Genomic DNA, 21091 nt, shown 5'->3' with positions numbered 1-21091 from the left:
GATGGGATGGGATGGGATGGGATGGGATGGGATTATTCTCATTTAAGTAGCAGCGTAGAAGTTTGAACGGTTAAAAAAACAGATTCTTTTTCTTCAATTCGATTTTGGTGGCAGTCGCATGCTGTTCGGGGTCCACATCTGCCGCGCCGAGTAGCGCAGTCAAAATAAGGAGGAAGAGAGCGACTGTTCGAATCCCGCAGTAGCTCACGTTTTGTGTGAGCTACCAGGTTGAGTTTCGTGACCGCTTATTTTGACGAGCAACGCAGGAAACAAGCGGAAGCTGGGGTGCACTTTCTTTTGGTTACTTGTTCTTTGGGCAAGCAAAGAAAAGTAACTCGCTAAAAAAGCGAAAAGCAACCTCACAAACAACCACAACGGCGTGGGCAAAAATACCCACCCTACGACTAGGTCCCGCCGACAACGCGAAAAGAAACCACCCAATATAAAGAACAACGTTTTATAGAAATCCCACCACGCCTGGATTCCGCCTAAAACTATAATGATACAGAGGCAATGATATGGCCGAGAAGTCCAAAAATAGCCTTCTTTAATCAATCCGCATAATCCACCGTCAACGGTGCATGGTCACTAAACCGTTCCGCCTTATACACACTGGCCGCCACCACTTTCGCGCCTAACGCTGGCGTTGCCAGTTGATAATCAATCCGCCAACCCACATTCTTCGCCCACGCCTGACCACGATTACTCCACCACGTATAGCATTCATCCGTCGTCTCTGGATACAAACTACGGTAGGTATCCACCCAACCGACACGCCCCAGTACATCGGTCATCCAGGCACGTTCTTCTGGCAAAAAGCCAGAATTTTTGCGGTTGCCTTTAAAGTTCTTGAGGTCGATCTCCTGATGCGCAATATTCCAGTCACCGCAAATCACCACTTCGCGGCCAGAGGCGATGAGCTGTTCCAAATGCGGTAAGAATAATGACATGACTTCAAACTTGAATTGCTGGCGCTCTTCGCCGCTGGAGCCGCTGGGCAGATATAAAGACACCACACTCAAATTGCCATACTGGCATTCGAGGTAGCGGCCTTCGGCGTCAATATGCGCATGGCCCAAGCCGATGATAACTTTATCTGCAGGCTGTTTGCTGTAGATGCCAACGCCGCTATAGCCTTTTTTCTCGGCATAGTGAAAATAGCCGTGGTAACCAGGTGGCTGCAACATCTCGGGCTGCATGTCGGCGGCCTGTGCTTTGAGCTCCTGCAAGCAGACAATATCGCCGCCACTATTGGCCAGCCACGGCAAAAAGCCTTTGTTACAGGCCGACCGTATGCCATTGAGGTTCAAGGTTATAATACGCATTGTTTAAATACTTTCTGCTTTTAAAAATGACTGCCAACACACTCAGTGCCGATTTTATTGCTTTTTCCATCCAGAAACAGGTGTTGCGCTTTGGTGAATTTAAAACCAAAGCCGGCCGTTTAAGCCCTTATTTTTTTAACGCTGGCCTGTTTGACGATGGCGAAAGCATGCTCAAACTGGGCGAGTTCTACGCTAACAGCATTCTACAGTCTGGCCTGCAATTCGACATGCTGTTTGGGCCCGCTTATAAAGGCATTCCGCTGGTCACCGCCATCAGCATCGCCTTTGCGCGTATGGGTAAAAACTATCCTTATGCCTACAACCGCAAAGAAGCCAAAGACCACGGCGAAGGCGGCACCTTGGTCGGCGCCGCGCTCAAAGGCCGTGTGCTAATTATTGATGACGTGATTTCTGCAGGCACCTCTATCCGCGAATCGGTAGAGTTGATCCGCCGCGCAGGTGCCACCCCTTGTGCAGTGAGTATTGCTTTGGATAGACAGGAAAAAGGCCTGGGCGAATTATCCGCCGTACAAGAAGTCGAGCAAACCAACCAGATGCCAGTCGTCAGCATCGCCAAACTGGCCGACCTGTTTGCCTATTTGCAAGGCAACGACAAGCTGGCGCAATACTTCCCGGCGATTGAAGCATATCGCGCGCAATATTGCGTAAGATAAGACCGTGCGCCAAACAATAAAGCGAGCAAATGCTCGCTTTATTTATTTCAGCATGCCCATTAAACGCGGCATAATCAGTGCCGGGTTATTCTCCACCGCGCCATTCGGCGTCAATTGATTCACGACATCCGGCAAATGCTCGGCAATTTTGCCAGTCAGTTCATCAGTGCTCATATTCAACTTACCAGCGATACCAGCCAACACAGAACTGCCCAACGCGGCACCAATTTGCTGCGCATTGACATTGAGATTAGCGCCCGTGCCGACCCAGGAATCCACCTGCTCAGACAAACCACCACTTTTCAGCGCTTCTAAAATACCTGGCAAACCGCCATATTGCTGAAACAACTCCATGGCCAGTTTGGCCAAAGGGCCTTTATCACCCATGACTTTGTTCATCATGGCACCGGCGACGCTATCGAATAATCCCATTATGGCTCCTAAATAATCATTATATTGAATCTTACTTTTTCGCCTCTCGGCGAGTCACTTTCTGATGCTTGCCCCTCAAAAAGTAACCAAAGAAGAGGGCACCCAGCCATCACGGCCTGCGGCTCCCTTGCGTTGCTCAGCTTAGGACTTTCGTCCGATGCTTTGCTGGACTTAGGCATAAGCCGGTCACGAAACTCGCCCTAGCAGCTTGCACACTACGCAAGCTGCCGCGGAACTCAAACAGTCGCTCCCTCTTCTCTTATTTTGTTTCCGCTACTCAGCGTGATGGAATGGGATTTATCTCACTTAAGCAGCAGTGCCAAAGTTTGGACGGTTAAAAAAACAGATTTTTTCTTCAATTCGCGAACGGTTGCAGTCGCATGGTGTTCGGGGTCCCCATCTGCCGCGCCGAGTAGCGCAGGCAAAATAAGATTAAGCGAGCGGCTGTCCGAATCCCGCGGTGGCCTGCGTTTTGTGCAGGCCGCTAGGATGAGTTTCGTGACCGCTTATTTTGACGAGCAACGCAGGAATCAAGCGGAAGCTGGGGTGCATTTCTTTTGGTTACTTATTCTTTGGGCAAGCAAAGAAAAGTAACTCGCTGAAAAAGCGAAAAGCAACCTCACAAACAACCACAAACCCGCGGGCAACCATGCCCACCCTAGAATACCTACAACAACCAATCTAAAGAATAACCTTTTATCGCTATCTCCACACGTCAGGGACGTCTCTAAACCTCGTCAAAACCGCTCATGCGCACCCAAATACCGCCATTGCCCAGGCGGTAACTTACCCAGGTTAATACTACCAATCCGAATCCGCTTTAACCCAACCACATGCAACCCGACTAATTCACACATACGACGAATCTGCCGTTTGCGGCCTTCACGCAACACAAATCGCAATTGGTCTTCATTCTGCCATGACACTTTGGCAGGCCTTAACTGCACGCCATCCAAGCTGAGGCCATGATTTAATAACGCCAGGCCATTATTGCTGAGCTGTCCTTCTACCCGCACCAGATATTCTTTTTCTACATTGGAGTCATCGCCAATCAGCTTACGTGCGACGCGGCCATCTTGCGTGAGTACCAGCAAACCTGTGGAGTCGATATCCAATCGACCAGCCGGGGCCAGGCCACGTAAATGGCCGCGCTTGAAGTCGATGCCACTGCTGTCTTCTGCCCATTGATTGTCGGGATTAAATAGCACAACCGCAGGTTCATAGCCATCTTCGGCTTGCCCGCTCACGTAACCAACAGGTTTGTGCAGCAAAATGGTGACGGTTTCGGCCTGGTGCTCTTTGGCATAGGCACTGATCACGATCTCGGCATCCGGTGCAATCCGTGTGCCTAAGGTTTCGATAATTTCACCATCAACCTTGACCCAGCCGTTGGCAATCCAGTCATCGGCCTCACGGCGTGAGCATAGGCCGCGGTCTGCCATCACTTTAGATAAGCGCGGCTGCAAATCACTTTCCGGTGCAGCAGGTGCTGGCCTGCGCGCGAGTCTATCAACAGTTTTTGCGGCGTATGGGCGATCTTTATCACGCGGTTTTTCGCTGCGGCCAGCGCCTGATCTGGCCGCGGACGGACGGCCGCCAGCATGTGCGGGCTTGCCTGCAGGTTTACGCGCGGCTTGATCTTTAAAGGTTTTTTCTTTGCGTGGCGCTTGTTCGTTAGGGGTTGATTCTGATGCACCCTCTGCGCGCGGGTCTTTTTTAATCACTGGCGCTTTGGTGCGGTCGCGCAGCTCTGGTGACATGCGCCTGACCGTTTTCTGGCGGGGTTGATCAGCGGTAGCGGGAGTTTTATTGAGTTTGAGCGTAGACAAAACAGTCGTCTCACTAATGAAAGATGAATAAGGTGCTATTGTAGTTTATTTGGCTGCTGACGCACGAAAATTCAGGTTGCCCGGCTGCTTGCGCGCACTTTCGGGCATATAGCGCAAAATGCTTTCGGCGCGCGCTAATTCTGGCTTTTTGGCTATAAACTGCTGCTTCCAGGCGCGATGCGGATTTTTGATGATGCCTGCCAGCCACGCAGCTTGAATCGGATTCATCTGCGCAGGGGAGAGGCCAAAGTAATAGCTTGCCGCCGCATGCGCACCACACAAACTCGGGCCCCAGTCGACCGTATTCAGATACAGGTTGAGAATTTGCGTTTTATCCAGTGTGTTTTCCAGTTGTACGGCATACAGCAATTCTTCTATTTTGCGCTTCCAGGTGCGCTCGCCGTTGGTAAACATATACTTCACCACTTGCTGGGTAATGGTGCTGCCACCCACGGCTTTGTCTGTGCTTTCTTTGCCCAACAAATGCTGCATTTGCGTGATGGCATAGCCGGGGTGGTGCCTGAACTCAGCATCTTCGGCAATGATAGTCGCCATCGGTAGCCAGCGGCCCATTTTATCGTAACTGAGCCAATGTACTTTTTCCGGATGTTTTTGTTCATCCAGCAGCGGGCAATCATATTGCACAGACGCAGTGGTGACCTTGCTCAAGTCCAGCCCGCTGACCTGTAATTGCGTGAGCTGAGGTTGTAAACTCCAGCTTTGCCTGGGCCAACGTAAGGTGCCCGTGGCGTAAAGAAAGCCAGAAACCGTAGCTTGCGCGATAGCATTTGAATGCGAATATAAGGGGGTTAATAAACTGGTAAGCGGCGTCGTCGGCAGTGTCCAGTTCAGTTTCAACGCGCGCATGGTCGCCTTGCCTTCAAAATCAATCTTGAACGGCTGGTTGGCCGCATCGACTAATAAATGCCCACTTAACTGCTGGCCGTCGAGCTTTAACCACAACTCCACCGCGTCCAGCACCAGTGGTTTATCACTGACAGATTTCGCCTCCAGCCAACACTGCTGGCAATGCACGCGCAAACCATCGGCATCATAAAGCCGGATATCACCATGATGCAGACTGAAGCCTTTTTTATCCAGCAACCAGCGACCGGCAGGGGAGGTCGCCAGCATCAGCATGGGCAAGACGCGTACTTGTATACCACTGCCGATGGGCAATTTCACCCGCCAGGCGGTTTTGTCATAGGGTTGCCAAATCCAGGCAGCCACGCCGAGGACTGCCAGCAAGCTGGCAATCAACAAGCTAATGACGAGGCGTTGGCACCATTTTTTCAGCATTGTGGCGTCACCTTAAACCAACAAACGCTCCACCACCTTGCCTTGCTGCAGATGGCTTGCAATGATGTCATCAATATCGCTTTCATCAACAAAGGTATACCACACCGCATCCGGGTAGATCACCATCACGGGGCCTTCGCCGCAGCGGTCCAGGCAGCCGGCGCGGTTGATGCGCACTTTGCCAGCACCGGCCAGGCCTTGTTGCTTGACCTGCTTTTTCATGTAGTCAAAAGCCGCCTCGGCGCCTCTGTTCATGCAGCAGTCTTCGCCGTTTTCGCGTTGATTAAGACAAAAAAAGACATGGTATTGAAAGTGGCTTGTGGTCATAACGATTGCCTTATAAAGCCTCGCACCGAATGCAGCGCTTATTCGGTGGAGAGTTGATCATCTCTGCTAAAGGTCCAGGTACGCGTAATACTTAGGACATCGGTATCGTGACGAATATCCTGCGGAAACACCGGAAATGGCGCAGCCAATTGGACAATACGGCGTGCAGATTCATCCAGTAGCCTGTGCCCGGAACTCTGGTGGATACGAATACTTTCTATACTACCATCGGCTTTCACCGAAACGGTCATTTGCAGTTTGCCGTAGAGCTTTTGGGTCATCGCGGCTTGTGGATAATTCAGGTTACCGACGCGCTCTATTTTTTGCCGCCATTGCTCAACATAATTGGCAAAACGGTATTCGCGGGTGCGCGCGCCAATAAACTGGCGCTTGGGCCGCATTTCGTATTCTTCCTGCTGCTTGGCAATCAGCGCCTCCAGCTTGGCCATCTCTTGCATAGCTGCCGTTTGTGGTTGTGCGTGCACAGGCACATGCTGTGAAGGTGGTTGCTGCTTGGTGGCCGGATATGGCTGCGACAAGGGCGGCGTCTGCAAACTGGTCATGGCCTGGCTGGCTTTTAACTGTGTGAGCAGTGCTTGTGCTTCTTGTTCCAGTTGCGCCACACGCTGTTTTTCACGCACCAGCTCAGCCTCATGCGGACTGCTCGCCGTGGTGGCTGACGGTAGCGTGGCTTGAGCAGCCTGTGGCATCGAGGCTGGCATGTGCTGCACGCTGGGCAGCGCACTTTTCATTTTGCGCTTTTCATCGGTATTGCCACCGCGGTCCAGATTGGCTTGCGCCAGCGCATCGGCTTTTTCTGGCGCACTTTGCGTTTTGCTATTCACCAGCATCACTTCTAATGAAGGTATCTGGTCTTTAAAGGCTTTAAGTTCCGGTTGAAAATGCAGCGTCAGCAGCACCGCATGCGCCAATAGCGAAAACCACAACGCCCAGACCAGTGGCGAGCGTTTACGAAAGCCATCACGCGCACTCATCGGCGATCTGCCTGCTTATCCCTGCAACGCCTGCAATAGTTTTTGATGTACGCCACCAAAGCCGCCATTGCTCATCACCAGCACATGATCCCCTGGCTTGGCCATGGCAGTCACGGCAGTCACGAGTTGATCTAGATCGTCATAGGTTTGCGCTTTTTGCTGGATAGGGGCTAAGGCAGCGGCAGCATCCCAGCCTAAATTATTGGCATAGCAAAATACGGCATCGGCATCACGCAGGCTATCGGGCAAGGCGTCTTTCATCACGCCCAATTTCATGGTGTTAGAGCGCGGCTCCAGCACGGCCAGAATGCGGGCGGTGCCGACTTTGGCGCGCAAACCAGCCACCGTGGTGGCAATCGCCGTTGGGTGGTGGGCAAAGTCATCATAGACGGTGACCTCACTGGCCACGCCTTTGATCTCCATGCGGCGTTTGACGTTTTTAAACTCACCGAGAGCTTCAATCGCGATACAGGGTGCGACGCCGACATGGCGTGCGGCAGCAATCACAGCCAGTGCGTTGCTGCGGTTATGCTCACCGAGCAAGTCCCAACTCACATTACCCTGACGTTCGCCGTTTAAATACACATCAAAACGGCCTTGCGCATCCACGTTTTGCACTTGCCAGCCACTGGCGCTGTCTATGCGTTCTAATGCGCTCCAACAACCACGCGCAATCACGCGGCCCAGGCTGTCCTGCTGGTTGGCCACGACCAGGCCTTGTTGTGGCACAGTACGCACCAGGTGGTGAAATTGTTTCTCGATGGCAGGCAGGTCTTCAAAAATATCGGCGTGATCAAATTCCAGGTTATTCAACACCGCCGTGCGTGGGCGGTAATGTACAAACTTGGATCGCTTGTCGAAGAACGCCGTATCGTATTCATCGGCTTCGATGACAAAAAACGGCGAGACTGATTTCTGGTCTTGTTTAGGCGTTTGTGGCAAACGGGCAGACACGCCGAAGTTTTCTGGCACCCCGCCAATCAAAAAGCCAGGTGCCAAGCCAGCATATTCCAGCACCCAGGCCAACATGGAAGAAGTCGTGGTTTTGCCATGCGTGCCCGCGACAGCCAGTACCCACTTACCTTGCAACACATTCTCAGCCAGCCATTGTGGGCCAGAAATATAAGGTAAGCCCTGGTTGAGGATTTCTTCCATGAGCGGATTGCCACGAGTGACCACGTTACCAATCACATACATATCTGGATTCAGGCTGGTTTGGCTAGGGTCGAATCCCTCAATGAGCTCGATGCCTTGCGCTTCGAGTTGTGTGCTCATGGGTGGGTAAACATTGGCATCACACCCGGTGACACGGTGACCGGCCGCTTTAGCCAGCACGGCGATGCCGCCCATAAAAGTGCCACAAATACCGAGGATGTGAATGTGCATAAATTTTACCAAAACAATGAATGCATGCATTTTACCAAACAACGTCTGGTAAAGCGGTAGCGATTAGCGCTCAATTTTTGGCAAATAATGGCTGGTACTGGCGGCAGCGGACCGCAATATCCGCGGCCTGGAAAATATCGGTAATCACCGCCAGCGCATCAGCCCCGGCCTGCACCAAGGGGCGGGCGTTATCCAGCGTAATGCCGCCAATGCCGACGACGGGCACGGACAATACCTGCTTAGCTTGGGTAAATAATGCAGCAGAGGCGCTTGGCGCATTGGGCTTGGTAGAAGAAGGGTAACAAGCGCCAAAAGCCACATAACTCGCACCGACAGCCTGTGCCTGTTCGGCCAGCTCAAAGCGGTTATAGCAAGATGCGCCGATGATTTTCTGTGGGCCCAGCACTGCACGTGCATCGGCGATGGCACTATCATGCTGGCCGACATGTACGCCATCGGCATCCAAGGCCGCAGCCAGCGCCACATGGTCATTAATCAGCAATGGAACATTGAAGTGGCGGCAAATCGCCAGCAGGGCTGTCGCCTGCTCTAAACGCAAAGTGTCACTGGCCGTTTTATGCCGGTATTGCACCAGCGATACGCCACCTTGCAATGCCTGTGTCACCTGCTTGCAAAGCAACTCAGTGTCATCGCAATCTGGCGTGACCAGATATAAGCCACTAATGCTGCAGTTCACTCGCTTTTTCCTGCACGTCTGACTCGCGCGCCCAGAAGAACCGGTCAGGAATAAATTGCCCCATGCCAGGGCGGAACGCATGACGCAAGGTCTGCCAGGTAAATTCCTGCGCTTCATGCACAGCTTCTTCCATGGTCAATCCGTGCGCCAGGCAAGCGGTAATCGCACTGGTCAAGGTACAGCCGGAGCCATGATAACTGCCCGGCAGGCGCTCCCAGTGGTAATCTTTAATCAGCCCCGGAATCTCGTTTTGCACACCGTACAGACTGTTGACCACATCTAGCGAGCGCTCGTGCGTGCCGGTGATCATCACATACTCGCTACCCATGCCCAACAGACGCAATGCACACTCTTCGAGCGAGCTATGTTTCAACTCGTCGCCCTCATCGTAATAAGCCAGGCGACGCGCCTCCAGGCTGTTCGGTGTAATCAGCGTCGCTTGTGGAAACAGCAGTTCGCACATGGCGGCCTGCATTTCTTCATTAGACAGCTCATCACCGCGGCCAGAAGCGAGAATAGGATCAATAATTAATGGTACATCCGGATAATCGGCGACGATTTCGGCAATCACCGCTACGTTTTCCACACTGCCTAACAGGCCTAATTTAAAGGCGTTTACCGACACATCTTCAAGAATAGCGCGTGCCTGATCATTGATCCAGTCCGCATCCAGTGGCATCACACTTTCCACACCCACGGTATCTTGTACCGTAACGCCGGTAATCACAGACAGCGGGTAACAACCAATACTGGCAAGCGCCATGATATCTGCCTGCACACCGGCACCACTGCTGGGGTCGGTTGCTGCGAAGGTTAAAACGGTGGGGGGGGTGATGGCCATGAAAATTCCTTTGGAGCGGCTGACGGGAATCGAACCCGCGTATCAAGCTTGGGAAGCTGGCGTTCTACCATTGAACTACAGCCGCATACGAATGGCATTATTTTACTTGCTGTCGCGACGAATACAAAACATTATTCGGCACAAAAGCAAAAGCCGGACAATTGTCCGGCTTTTGCTTAGCCACTTAAATTAAATACAATTTGAGTTCACGCCATCTGGCAATTTTACACCAGAACTCAAGATAGGCGTACTACCCAAGCGATCTTCATTGGTTGGGCAAGCCACCGCATCCAGGTCTTCCTCGTCACCCGCAGCAGGGTTCAGAGAAACGATAAACATCGTATTCAAGATTGGATTGTTCGGAATCAAGCCACCTAATCCTGCATTGTCACGCGGCGATGCAAATGCAGCCACAGACGGCGTTACCGGCACGGCAGTAATACTGCCTGTCGCGGTAGAGTCGTTGATGACGGTGGTGTATGCATTGTAGATCACTTTACCTTCGTTGGTCAGCGCGCTGGTGATCGTCGTTGCACCTGTCGTGATGACCTTACCGGCACCCACAGCAGCCGTATCAAACGATGCGCTGGTTACCGACGTTGGTGAGAAGGTCACAACATCATTATCAAGCACACCGCTAGTTGTCAGACTCAAACCACTCAGATCAGTGACTGTATTGTTACCATCAAATACCTTGGTGGATGTGCCTGATAAGGTTGCGGTAACTGTTGGCGTTACCTGATGCACAAAACCGTTACCCGTACCTAACAAGGTGCCGCCAAATGCGGTGCCATATTGCTTGTAATCATAAGTCGCCAGCAAATTGCTACCTTTGACATCGCCGGTTGGGTCATTGCTGTAAATCGTCCAGCGGCCTTTTGTACCAGTCTTGATGCTGGAGTTAGCGCTATTAATAAAGTGACGGCCAGCCACCAGTTGCACGGCATCAACCGCATTGCTGGTGCTTAAGATATTGCCATTCATATAAACATCACGCATGGCTTGAACAAGAATTTTAGCGCCATTGCCTGCAATACCTGTCCCGGTTTTATCTCCACCCTTCACCGTCATTGCACCAACATTGATATCGCTATTCGCCGCTGTCGTTTGTAATGTCACCGCACCTGCAGCCCCGCCTGATTTGTTAGTACCAACACCATCCGCCCCACTCGCCACAATGTTTTGAGTGGTAATGCCGTTGGCGGCAACAATATTCACAGCACCAGCACTCTTGCCGTCAGTGTTGTTACGGCCAGCACCGCCACTGGTATCAATGTTTTTAGTCGTGACTGTACCAGCCGTCGCAGTGAGCGTGACTTTATTGCCAATGGCGTTAAAACCACCTTTGGTGGTGATATCACCCACCGTGATATTACCCGCAGTACTCTTAACACTGACTTCGCCTGAAGTCGAAGAAACAACTGAGTTAATCCCTGAATCACCTGCTCGGGTTGTAATATTGCCAACTGTTGCAATACCAGTCGTTGTAATGCTGACATCCCCCCCCTTACCGCCTACACCGAACACACCTTTGACAGGGTCAGCGCTTCCTGAGCCAGTAGAGCCAGACTTACCGCCTGAAGTATCGATATTACCTGTCATATTGAGGCTGCCAGCTTTGATCACAACGTTACCACCATCATAGCCATTTCTTGCACTGGGAGGATCGGTGCGCCCTCTGGCATAAATGTTGGCATCGCCCAGATTGGCGTCGCCTTTGACTGTGATACTCACGCTGCCAGCATGACCTAAACCGCTTATGTCACCGTCGGAGATAATGTCGCCTGCTGTATGGCTCAAGGTTGCCGCAGACAACACGACACCGCCGCGGCCAGTAATATTGGCGCCTATCGCTAAGTTACCCACACCATCATTATCAGCATCTGCTTTCAAGTTGATACTGCCAGTGCCAGTCGTGGTCAACGCCGCATTGACATTGATATCATTGCCCGCTTCGAGACGAATATTGCCAGCCGTGTTGGTCATGGTGACCGCTGCATTGACGTTGATGTCTTTGGTGGCTTGCAGGAACAACTGGTTAAAGCCTGTGATCCCTGCCACATTAATATTGGTAGTGCCGCCTGCATTATCAGCAAACGCCACATCTGGTGTACCAGAAGGATTATCCGTGATACCAGAACCGCTGCTGATCAGGTTGATGGTTTCAGGGTCCAACAGCACGGTCCCACCCAGGCCGTTTGCTGCAGCAACATTTACGGTGCCCAGGAAAGCCAGGTCTTGCTTGCCAGAAACCTCAACAAAACCACCATGACCACTGACTGCGCCACCTTGGGCAGAAATGCTGCCGTAATAACGTGTCAGATGATCGGCCCAAACAACCACTTTACCGCCATCTCCTTGTTTTAAGGCGTCAGCCTTAATGGTGGCACCCTGCGCAATAAAGGTGGTTCTGGCGTTGTACACGGCATCGTTTTTACCTTGGTAATCACCGCCCACCAATACTTTACCGCCGCCGGTATCACCAGAGGCATCCAACAAAGCGCCTTTCATCAGCGCCACTTGCTCACCAGTGACCTCAATCGTACCACCCGTTGTGCCTTGGCCTTGTGCAATCAATTGACCAGACACTTCTACTTTAGAGTTATCACCACCTTCAAGGCGGATCACGCCATCGCGCTCAACCAACTGGTTAGCTTCGACGATGCCAGAAATATTAATCGCGGCAGAACGCGCGTTGGTCGCCATTTGCACCAAGCCGCCATTGGCCTGAATCAGGCCACTGTTTTTAACGAAGCCCTCTGCTGCCTGCCCGGTTAAATTCGCTCTGACCAGACCATTACCGTAAAAATCCAGCACGGCTTCTTTTGCAGAAGCCAGTACAACACTACCTTTGCTGGCGACCAGCGTGCCGGAGTTCACGACTTTTTTACCCAGCATCACGATATAACCTTCACCCTGCGCTTTAATCACGCCGCGGTTTTCGATGTTGCCTGCCATGTTCTCAGCCGTAAACTTATAGTTGCCTTGTAAAAAGGCGTCGTTGCTGATATTTAAGGTAGAAGCCACGATATTACCAACGTTTACTTCGGCCCCTTTACCAAACAAAATACCATTCTGGTTCACCAGAAACAGACTGCCGTTCGAATTGAGTGTCCCATTGATTTCAGAGCGGCTGTTGCCAATCACACGATACAGTGCACGGCCAGCGTCTGGCATCACAACATCCAGCTGATGACCCTTCATTACGCCGAACTTGTAAAAATCCACAATATTGACATTCGCTGTATGGATATATTGCGTGTGCGTTGCAGTGATGTCTTTTACGGTCAGATCACCGGCAACCACGCCAGCGACGACATTAGTGTCTGCAAAAGAAGAGACTGGCATGACGGCAGCCACAAAAGCACTCGCCACCACTACACGCCATTTACCTGCGGTGGTTAAGGCAGCCAGAGTAAGCTGCGCTGGCGCAATCGCTGCGCCCACTTGCCCGGTAACACTGGATTTACCCTGTGCGCGGGCCGTTTCGGCCACGGCTACCCAGGCTTGCTGGAGCTTGCTCCAGACCAAACGATAAACATGGTTTAAGGATGCTGCTTTCATGACACTTCTCCTTTATAGTAAGAAACGCCACTGATCTGCACTTGCGATCAGTGGGTTACCAACACTTCTCTCAATTCCTGATATGGGTGTAATTTTGGTTCAGGAAGTTATTTTTGTATGTAGCCCACTATGACTAATGGTGACCGTCATTGCACTCAATCTCCAATTGAACGCAAGGGCGGTCACACAGGCTACTTTTATATGTCCAGACTTGTTGCCTGGATCAGGTTGACGACAGACGTGAAACTAGAAATTTTTTCTTAACTGCGCCCAAAGCTGATACTCAGTATTACTTTCAGCGCCATCAAGATCACGCTTTTGCTGTGAATACGTCGTGGTCAACACCCATTGTGCCGGGAACTGAATATCTGTACCGACACCAATATGGTTAGAGCGCACATAGACACTGTTACCAATCGGATCATGGTTCAACTTGCCACGCCCTGCATCATAGAATGCAAATGGTGTGACTGACTGGATGTAAGGCGTCACATCAGCCCCAGTCGTCGCAAAGGTTTTACGCACATCCGTGCCCACCATCCAGCCTTGATCCGCCTGACTTGGGATTTCAGAAAATTGACGCCAGCGGTTAATCGCGCCGATACCAAAACGTTCTGCAATATCAAGGTTATTCCCTGCGCCCTGATAGTCTGCACGCACGATCCAGTTCACCCCGTTTTCAAACACTTGAGTACGGCTTGAAGTCCAGTTCCACTTCACAAAACTGCCCTGGGTATCGAGCTGATTTCTATCATTGGTTTTTGCGGCAGAATCTTTATAAGAGACGTTACCGCCAGTCACCAGGAAACTCCACTGATAAGCGACACTACCGATCTCATTGATCCAGTCGCCAACAAACCCTAACTCAAGGCTGCTGATATCACGACGATTATTGATAGAAAACGCATTCACATCGTCATCTAAAATTTTGTAGTTACCGCCGACCTTGAACGCAACCCCTTTTTTGGTTTCACGCAGCAATGGATGTTCAAGCGAACCATAGAAATAATGGGCATCCCCAGACGCATCAAATTGCTTGAAAGGACCGCCCAGCTTGTAATCGACATAGCTGTAGGCCACATTCATGATGGTGCCAGCACTGCCTACCGGCGTGAAGTACAAGCCACTAATGGAGCGCTGACCTTCATCCCTGGACGTTTTACCAACTACCGCCAATTGGTCTCCACGGCCGTGGAGATTATTCACTGCGACGCCAAAGCCCAATGTTTCACGGTTGGTGAAACGGTTACCATAGTTACTGGCGCTAACAAAACCAGTGACGCGGGGCACGCGAGGTTCGACAGCAATTGCTACATCCGAGCTACCGACGGCTTCGCCAGGGTTAAGCTGCGAAGTCACCTGGATGCCCGGCAAGCCGTTCATCACCATAATGTTGCGCACCAGATTGCGCTCATTAAGCACATCGCCTTTGTTCAAACCATACTCTGAAAGCGACTGAAAGTAAGCCTGGTCGAGGCCTTCACCAGTTTCTGCTTTGACTTCACCTAATGTGCCTTCGAGAATAGACAGTGACACCACGGCTTCTGTCGCCGTGCTTTTTTGCAAATCCTGGGTCGGCAAGTAGACTTGTGTCAGCAAATAGCCCCGTTGACGATAGTAATTACGAACGGTACCCACCGCCTCGTTTAATTCACGCATACCAATTTCATGCCCGGTGAGGTAGGCCAATTGCGCCGCCAGCACTTCGTCTGAAAACTGTTTATTGCCCGAAAATTTGAATTCTTTGACAATGATCTTGAGGCTGGATTTTTTTTGTTTCTTTTCAGTCGCCGGTGTTTCTTGAGGCACCTGAATGATCGGTCTGGATTCAGGCAACACAGGTCTCGGCAAATTCTGCTGGATGTCTGGCAAAGAAACACCGCCAGCCAATACCTGAGAGGTGTAGCCTAGTGCCAATAACTGCAACAGGCCTATACGCTTTAATTGTGTGTTCAAGATAACTCCCCAAATCTTTCTAAAATCCAAAATCTCTTCAATAGTATAACAACGCCCAAAATTCCCTTAAAAAACACCCAAATACTAACTTTTTTTTACAATTTAAAAGGCACTTAGTAGCATATTTGTAACTTTTGCTAATACTCCAGTGCATCTACATCCAGCACCCAACGGATTTTTGCTTGCAGCGGATGTGTCTTCACCCAGCCCACAGCCACCTGCAGTAGCTGCTGCAAGGCGCCGCGATGTGCAGACTGCAACATCACATAGCCACGCTCCATCTTGTTTAACCTGGCAATGCCGGGGCGAACCGGGTCATACACCAAAGGCTGATCCGGCAAAGTGGCGGCGTATGTCGAAACATAGTCCCTGGCAGCCTGGCTAAAATCGGTCAAAAACTGATTCACCAGACTGTAGTCTGGCGCTTCTGCTTTCATCACTGCAATATAAGTCGCGGGCGGAAACTGCATGGTCATGCGCTCTTGCAATAAATCGTTAGCGAAAGCGGCATAATTTTGCTCACGCAAAGCGGAAAATAAAGCATGTTGCGGAAAAGCCGTTTGCACCAACACCTCGCCTGGCTTATCTCCGCGTCCTGCACGCCCAGCGACCTGCATCAGCTGGGCAAACAGGCGCTCGCTGGCGCGATAATCCGGGCTATACAGTGCACTATCAATGTCCAGCACACCCACCAGGGTCAGATTGGCAAAATCATGGCCTTTGGCCAGCATTTGCGTGCCGATTAAAATATCCACCTGACCGGCATGCACCGCGGACAACAGCGCCGTTAAAGCATCCTTGGCCTGAATGGTGTCTCTATCCACCCGCGCCACCCGCGCCTGCGGAAACAGCTGCTGCATGCTTTCTTCAATGCGCTGGGTGGCCTGGCCAATCGGGCGCAAATCGGGATTACCGCAACTAGGGCATTGCACCGGAATCGGCTGCTCGTCACCACAATGATGGCAACGTAATACACGCTGGCGCAGATGCAACACGGCCTTGGCTGAACAACGGCGGCAATCTGCCAGCCACTGGCAGGCGGAACAATGCAACACCGGCGCATAACCGCGGCGATTAATAAACAGCAGGCTTTGCTCGCCACGCTGCAAACGCAACTCAATGGCTTGCTTCAACTGCGGTGTGAGCCCGGCTTCTGGCGGACTGTGCGTGGTATCAATGCAAAAAATACGCGGCAATTTGGCCTGAGCGGCTGCGCGTTTGGTCAGCGTCAGCAGGCGGTAACTGGCTTTTTTTGCATTCGGGGCATGTTGTTCCTGATCGCCTATGGCGTTGTACCAGCTTTCCAAAGAAGGCGTTGCACTGCCAAGCACCACCGGGATCCGGCATTGTTTGGCCCGCACCAGCGCCACATCCCGCGCGTGGTAACGCATGCCGTCCTGCTGCTTGTAAGAGGTGTCATGCTCTTCATCCAGAATCATCAGCTGGAGATGCGGCATGGGCGTAAATACACTCAAGCGCGTACCAATGACAATACGTGCGGTGCCTGACTGCGCTGCCTGCCAGTTTTGCAAGCGCTCACTCTCGCTCAAATGGCTATGCAAGGTCACCAGTGAAAACTGGCTCAAGCGGCTACGAAAGCGGCTTTCCAGTTGTGGAGTCAGGTTAATCTCCGGCACCATGATCAGCGCTTGCGCTTGCGGCTCAGCAAGTACCGTTTGCAGCAATCGAATGTAGACCTCGGTTTTGCCCGAACCTGTCACACCGAATAACAACCAGGGCTGAAATCGGTTTAAGTTGCCCAGGATCGCGTTAACCGCCTCTGCTTGTTCATCATTGAGGGTTGGCGCCTGATCTGAGGACGACAGCGAAGGGCGCGTCGCAATCACTTCACGCCTGGAAACGTAGCCTGCCTCCAGCAGGGGTTGCATGGCTTTGCGCCAGCTACTGGAAATCTCACCCAGCATAGCCTCGCTGCATTCATGCTGCTGGAGATGCGCAATCAACCGGCCCAGCACTTGTTGCCGTTTACCGACAAAGTCTTCCGGGACTGTTTGCGCAAGCTGGTACATCCACATTTTACGGGTCACGGCCGGTTTAATCTGGCGCAAACGCAAGGGCAGGCTCGCCAGCACCGTCTGCCCAAAAGGATAATGATAATAATCAGCGCAAAAGCGTAACAACTTCAAACTGGCGGCATCAAACGGTACATCGTCAAACACCTGCAGCACGGCTTTGAGCTTATGCTGCGGCACATCTGACTCTGTTACCAGCGCCATCACAATGCCAACCAGTTGCCTGCCGGCAAAGGGCACCACCACGCGATTGCCAACAAAAATTGGCAACCCTGGATTCAGATAATCAAACTGGCGATCCAGTGGTACATCTAACACCACGCGTACAAAGCTGGCAGGAAAGGAATCCTCAGGGTCGGTGGCGGTTGAACACATGGGTGAAAATGCTTAATTAGGTTAAAATGGCGGTTTGATTATTCAGTACCATTTTAACCTTGAAACAAACGATCACAGCACTCATTCTGCAAGCGGTGAAATCGCTGGTGGAAGATACTTCCAGCCTCAATATCATTCTTGAGCGGCCAAAGTCTGCCGACCATGGTGACTTTGCGACCAATATCGCCATGCAGTTGGCTAAACCGCTTAAGCAAAATCCACGCGCGATTGCGCAACAGATTATTGATGGCTTGCCTGCCAACACGGTCATCAGCAAGGTAGATATTGCTGGTGCTGGCTTTATCAATTTCTTTGTCTCGGCGGATAGCAAACAAGCCATTGTGCATGAGATTTTTAAATCTGGCGCCGCTTTTGGGCGCAACCAGGCTGGCCAGGCCGAAAAAGTACAGGTGGAATTTGTCTCTGCCAACCCAACCGGACCCTTACACGTTGGCCATGGCCGTGGCGCTGCAGTGGGCGACTGTTTGTGCCGCCTGCTGGATGCCAATGGCTGGCAGGTGACACGTGAGTTTTATTACAACGATGCCGGTGCACAAATCGACAACCTGACCAAGTCAGTCTTGGCACGTGTGCAAGGCCTCAGTCCTGACGATGCAGGCTTTCCGGAAGACGGCTACCGTGGCGACTATATTGTCGACATTGCCGAAGCCTATCTGGCCAAAGCCACCATCACCGCCGACGACATGCAAGTGACCGCCAGCGGCGACGTCAGCGATACCGACTCCATCCGCAAATTTGCCGTGGCTTATTTGCGCCACGAACAAGACCTGGACTTACAGGCATTTCAGATCAAATTTGACGTGTTTTCACTCGAAAGCGCCCTCTATAGCGAAGGCAAGGTAGAAAATACCGTGCAATCCTTGATCGCTAGCGGCCACACCTACGAGCTGGATGACGCCTTATGGCTACGCACCACCGCGTTTGGTGATGACAAAGACCGCGTCATGCGCAAAAAAGAGGGTGGTTTTACTTATTTTGTGCCTGACGTCGCTTATCACCGCGAAAAATGGAATCGTGGTTTTAAACGCGTCATCAACGAACAAGGTGCAGACCACCACAGCACCATCACCCGGGTGCGCGCAGGCTTGCAGGCGCTGGATGTCGGCATTCCACAAGGCTGGCCGGAATACGTACTGCATCAGATGGTCACTGTCATGCGCGGCGGGGAAGAAGTCAAACTGTCCAAACGCGCCGGTAGCTATGTCACCTTGCGCGACCTGATTGAAGAGGTCGGCTGCGACGCCACGCGCTACTTCCTGGCTGCGCGCAGCCCGGATTCGCAACTGGTGTTTGATATCGACCTGGCACGCGCACAAACCAACGATAACCCGGTCTATTACATCCAGTATGCGCACGCCCGTATTTGCAGCGTGCTCACCCAGTGGAACGGCGACGTGACCAGTTTAGCGACGGCCGATTTGTCACCGCTGCAAAGCGCCACCGAAACTGCCCTCATGCAAGCACTGGGACAGTATCCTGAAGTTGTCAGCAGCGCTTGCCAGGCATTGGCGCCGCACATGATCGCCAACTACCTCAAGGAGCTAGCCAGTGCCTTGCATAGTTATTACAATGACACCAAATTTTTGGTGGATGAGTCACAGGTTAAACTGGCACGCCTGGCACTGATCACGGCCACGCGCACCGTATTGCGCAACGGCTTATCCTTACTGGGTGTGAGCGCCCCGGAAAAAATGTAAGCATCTTTGCACAATGACTGCTTAACAGATTGGTAAACATCACACATGAGTCGCGACTACAAACCCTCACAAGCCAAAGCAAAAACCAAAAGCAGCGGCAGCACCTTTTTTAATGGCCTTTTGGTCGGCTTGTTCCTGGGTGTCGCACTGACTGTGGCGCTGATTATCTATATCAAGGGCGACCACAGCCCGTTCTCCAGCGCGTTTAAAAAAGACGACGGCCAGCAAGAAATTCCAATTAAAAGCACGGTGACAGAGGAAGAAATCAAACCGGGCACGACCTCGATTGAGGACCCGAACAAGTTTGATTTTTATACCATTTTGCCTGATACCGAAAGCAAAATCAGCGAACAGCAAGTGAAAAAGAACCCGACTATCAAGCAGGAAAGCTATTTTGTGCAAGTCGGCGCTTTTGCCAAAGAAGACGATGCCAACAACCTCAAAACCCGCCTGGCATTGGTCGGCTTTGAGGCGTTTGTACAAACCGCAGAGATCCCCAACAAAGGCACCATGCACCGTGTGCGCATCGGCCCGCTAAATGACCTGGCCAAAATCAACAAAATCAGCCACGATTTGGAAACCAATGGCTTCCAGGCCAATCTGATCAAGGTCAATATCGAATCTTCAAACCATTAGTGCGGCTGTCATCGCATAGACAGCTGCCACGTTAATGCATAACGCTCCACAAAACTTAGGAAACTGACTGTATGAAAAATATGTTGTTGAGTTTGATGCTTTGGGCTGGTTTTACCGCAAGCAGCGCCTGGGCAGATCCACAAGTAGGCGAACAATTTGATCAGGTCGCGCAACAAATCACCACGGACCAACCTGCCAAAATCGAAGTCATGGAATTGTTCTGGTACGGCTGCCCGCACTGCTACCACATGGAACAGCCACTGCAAGCCTGGGTCAAAAAACTGCCCGCCGATGTATATTTCAAACGCATGCCAGCGTTGCCTAACGCCAACTGGGCGCCGATGGCCAAAACCTATTTCGCCATGCAAGAACTCGGCGTACTCGATAAACTGCATAGCCAGTTATTTGACGCAATCCACAAAGCAAAAACACTGAATCCAGCCGATGAAGCTGCTGCGATTGACTGGGTCACCAAACAAGGCGGCCTCGACAAAATCAAAGTAGAAAAAGCCTTTAAATCTTTTGCCATCAACATGCAAATGAACAAAGCCATGCAGACATTCCGCGCTTCTGGCGCAACAGGTGTACCGGCTTTGATTATTGATGGTAAATACGTCACCGGCAGCTCCATGGCTGGTGGTAACGAAGCCGCGTTGCAAACTGCAGACTTTATTATTCAGAATGTGCGTAAAGACAGAGCAGCTGGTAAAAAATAAGCCCGTTACTTGAATTAGAAAACGCCTGATGCCACTATCAGGCGTTTTTTATTGAGCGCTAGCTTTTTATTTCGCCTCTCGGCGAGTCACTTTCTGATGCTTGCCCCTCAGAAAGTAACCAAAGAAGAGGGCACCCAGCCATCACGGCCTCCGGCTCCCTTGCGTTGCTCAACAAAATAAGCCGGTCACGAAACTCAACCTAGCGGGCTGCAAACCCCGCAGCCCACCGCGGGATTCGGACAGTCGCTCCCTCTACTCTTATTTTGTCTCCGCTACTCAGCGTGATGG

At 51.7% G+C, this 21091-nt stretch carries 17 protein-coding genes and 1 tRNA gene; 5 read left to right on the top strand and 13 right to left on the bottom strand.

The features are described from left to right. Window positions 1–551: 551 nt before the first annotated feature. Window positions 552–1325, bottom strand: a complete 774-nt coding sequence (locus tag E6Q52_RS11820; protein WP_292822277.1) for an exodeoxyribonuclease III — start codon at window positions 1323–1325, stop codon at window positions 552–554. Between the two features lie 26 nt (window positions 1326–1351). Here E6Q52_RS11820 and pyrE point away from each other — a divergent pair, with 26 nt between their 5' ends. Continuing rightward, window positions 1352–1999 carry an orotate phosphoribosyltransferase gene (gene pyrE / locus E6Q52_RS11815; protein ID WP_292822275.1) on the top strand — a complete coding sequence of 216 codons (648 nt, stop codon included), beginning with the start codon at window positions 1352–1354 and terminating at the stop codon, window positions 1997–1999. A gap of 42 nt (window positions 2000–2041) precedes the next feature. Here the strand turns inward: pyrE and E6Q52_RS11810 are convergent, their stop codons facing one another. Next, on the bottom strand, window positions 2042–2431 hold the full coding sequence (locus tag E6Q52_RS11810; protein WP_292822273.1) for a YidB family protein: 390 nt from the start codon (window positions 2429–2431) through the stop codon (window positions 2042–2044). Window positions 2432–2716: 285 nt separating this feature from the next. Here E6Q52_RS11810 and E6Q52_RS11805 point away from each other — a divergent pair, with 285 nt between their 5' ends. Further along, window positions 2717–3025, top strand: coding sequence for a hypothetical protein (locus E6Q52_RS11805; RefSeq protein WP_292822271.1), 309 nt, complete (start codon window positions 2717–2719; stop codon window positions 3023–3025). Between the two features lie 143 nt (window positions 3026–3168). Here the strand turns inward: E6Q52_RS11805 and E6Q52_RS11800 are convergent, their stop codons facing one another. From E6Q52_RS11800 to E6Q52_RS11750, 11 genes are all read right to left on the bottom strand, one after another. After that, on the bottom strand, window positions 3169–4260 hold the full coding sequence (locus E6Q52_RS11800) for a pseudouridine synthase (RefSeq protein ID WP_292822269.1): 1092 nt from the start codon (window positions 4258–4260) through the stop codon (window positions 3169–3171). 45 nt (window positions 4261–4305) lie between these two features. Then, the gene (locus E6Q52_RS11795; RefSeq protein ID WP_292822267.1) at window positions 4306–5559 is read right to left on the bottom strand and encodes a biosynthetic peptidoglycan transglycosylase; all 1254 of its coding nucleotides are present in this window, start codon (window positions 5557–5559) and stop codon (window positions 4306–4308) included. Between the two features lie 12 nt (window positions 5560–5571). Further along, window positions 5572–5886 carry a ferredoxin gene (locus tag E6Q52_RS11790; RefSeq protein WP_292822265.1) on the bottom strand — a complete coding sequence of 105 codons (315 nt, stop codon included), beginning with the start codon at window positions 5884–5886 and terminating at the stop codon, window positions 5572–5574. A gap of 38 nt (window positions 5887–5924) precedes the next feature. Further along, on the bottom strand, window positions 5925–6881 hold the full coding sequence (locus tag E6Q52_RS11785; RefSeq protein WP_292822263.1) for a TonB family protein: 957 nt from the start codon (window positions 6879–6881) through the stop codon (window positions 5925–5927). 15 nt (window positions 6882–6896) lie between these two features. Beyond that, on the bottom strand, window positions 6897–8267 hold the full coding sequence (mpl, locus tag E6Q52_RS11780; RefSeq protein WP_292822261.1) for a UDP-N-acetylmuramate:L-alanyl-gamma-D-glutamyl-meso-diaminopimelate ligase: 1371 nt from the start codon (window positions 8265–8267) through the stop codon (window positions 6897–6899). A gap of 70 nt (window positions 8268–8337) precedes the next feature. Further along, window positions 8338–8964 (bottom strand): thiamine phosphate synthase, encoded by a 627-nt coding sequence (gene thiE / locus E6Q52_RS11775; RefSeq protein ID WP_292822259.1) that lies wholly within the window; start codon window positions 8962–8964, stop codon window positions 8338–8340. Beyond that, on the bottom strand, window positions 8948–9805 hold the full coding sequence (locus E6Q52_RS11770; RefSeq protein ID WP_292822257.1) for a hydroxymethylpyrimidine/phosphomethylpyrimidine kinase: 858 nt from the start codon (window positions 9803–9805) through the stop codon (window positions 8948–8950). The genes thiE and E6Q52_RS11770 overlap by 17 nt, the downstream gene beginning before the upstream one ends. An 11-nt stretch (window positions 9806–9816) precedes the next feature. Beyond that, window positions 9817–9890: transfer RNA gene (locus E6Q52_RS11765), tRNA-Gly, on the bottom strand. 104 nt (window positions 9891–9994) lie between these two features. Further along, window positions 9995–13369, bottom strand: coding sequence for a filamentous hemagglutinin N-terminal domain-containing protein (locus E6Q52_RS11760; RefSeq protein WP_292822256.1), 3375 nt, complete (start codon window positions 13367–13369; stop codon window positions 9995–9997). Window positions 13370–13615: 246 nt separating this feature from the next. Continuing rightward, a complete protein-coding gene (locus E6Q52_RS11755) occupies window positions 13616–15325 on the bottom strand; it encodes a ShlB/FhaC/HecB family hemolysin secretion/activation protein (RefSeq protein WP_292822254.1) in 1710 nt (569 codons plus the stop codon). Window positions 15326–15462: 137 nt separating this feature from the next. After that, on the bottom strand, window positions 15463–17733 hold the full coding sequence (locus E6Q52_RS11750) for a primosomal protein N' (protein ID WP_292822252.1): 2271 nt from the start codon (window positions 17731–17733) through the stop codon (window positions 15463–15465). A 59-nt stretch (window positions 17734–17792) separates the two neighbouring features. Here E6Q52_RS11750 and argS point away from each other — a divergent pair, with 59 nt between their 5' ends. The 3 genes from argS (at window position 17793) to E6Q52_RS11735 (ending at window position 20803) form a co-directional block, all read left to right on the top strand. Beyond that, window positions 17793–19451 (top strand): arginine--tRNA ligase, encoded by a 1659-nt coding sequence (gene argS, locus E6Q52_RS11745; RefSeq protein ID WP_292822250.1) that lies wholly within the window; start codon window positions 17793–17795, stop codon window positions 19449–19451. 45 nt (window positions 19452–19496) lie between these two features. Next, the gene (locus tag E6Q52_RS11740; RefSeq protein ID WP_292822248.1) at window positions 19497–20087 is read left to right on the top strand and encodes an SPOR domain-containing protein; all 591 of its coding nucleotides are present in this window, start codon (window positions 19497–19499) and stop codon (window positions 20085–20087) included. A gap of 71 nt (window positions 20088–20158) precedes the next feature. After that, complete coding sequence (locus tag E6Q52_RS11735; RefSeq protein ID WP_292822246.1) at window positions 20159–20803, top strand: thiol:disulfide interchange protein DsbA/DsbL; 645 nt, start codon at window positions 20159–20161, stop codon at window positions 20801–20803. The last annotated feature ends 288 nt before the right edge of the window (window positions 20804–21091 follow it).

Origin of the sequence: Methylophilus sp. (assembly GCF_008015755.1) — a bacterium.
Taxonomy (GTDB): domain Bacteria; phylum Pseudomonadota; class Gammaproteobacteria; order Burkholderiales; family Methylophilaceae; genus Methylophilus.
The sequence above is the reverse complement of the archived record's forward strand: the minus strand, read 5'-3'. Positions and strand labels throughout refer to the sequence as shown.

Bases quoted from the DNA above. Each gene is read 5' to 3' on its own strand.
- E6Q52_RS11810 (WP_292822273.1), bottom strand. From the start codon at position 2,431: ATGGGATTATTCGATAGCGTCGCCGGTGCCATGATGAACAAAGTCATG.
- E6Q52_RS11760 (WP_292822256.1), bottom strand. From the start codon at position 13,369: ATGAAAGCAGCATCCTTAAACCATGTTTATCGTTTGGTCTGGAGCAAG.
- E6Q52_RS11820 (WP_292822277.1), bottom strand. From the start codon at position 1,325: ATGCGTATTATAACCTTGAACCTCAATGGCATACGGTCGGCCTGTAAC.
- E6Q52_RS11735 (WP_292822246.1), top strand. From the start codon at position 20,159: ATGAAAAATATGTTGTTGAGTTTGATGCTTTGGGCTGGTTTTACCGCA.
- E6Q52_RS11750 (WP_292822252.1), bottom strand. From the start codon at position 17,733: ATGTGTTCAACCGCCACCGACCCTGAGGATTCCTTTCCTGCCAGCTTT.
- E6Q52_RS11790 (WP_292822265.1), bottom strand. From the start codon at position 5,886: ATGACCACAAGCCACTTTCAATACCATGTCTTTTTTTGTCTTAATCAA.
- E6Q52_RS11740 (WP_292822248.1), top strand. From the start codon at position 19,497: ATGAGTCGCGACTACAAACCCTCACAAGCCAAAGCAAAAACCAAAAGC.
- E6Q52_RS11805 (WP_292822271.1), top strand. From the start codon at position 2,717: ATGGAATGGGATTTATCTCACTTAAGCAGCAGTGCCAAAGTTTGGACG.
- pyrE (WP_292822275.1), top strand. From the start codon at position 1,352: ATGACTGCCAACACACTCAGTGCCGATTTTATTGCTTTTTCCATCCAG.
- E6Q52_RS11795 (WP_292822267.1), bottom strand. From the start codon at position 5,559: ATGCTGAAAAAATGGTGCCAACGCCTCGTCATTAGCTTGTTGATTGCC.
- mpl (WP_292822261.1), bottom strand. From the start codon at position 8,267: ATGCACATTCACATCCTCGGTATTTGTGGCACTTTTATGGGCGGCATC.
- E6Q52_RS11770 (WP_292822257.1), bottom strand. From the start codon at position 9,805: ATGGCCATCACCCCCCCCACCGTTTTAACCTTCGCAGCAACCGACCCC.
- E6Q52_RS11785 (WP_292822263.1), bottom strand. From the start codon at position 6,881: ATGAGTGCGCGTGATGGCTTTCGTAAACGCTCGCCACTGGTCTGGGCG.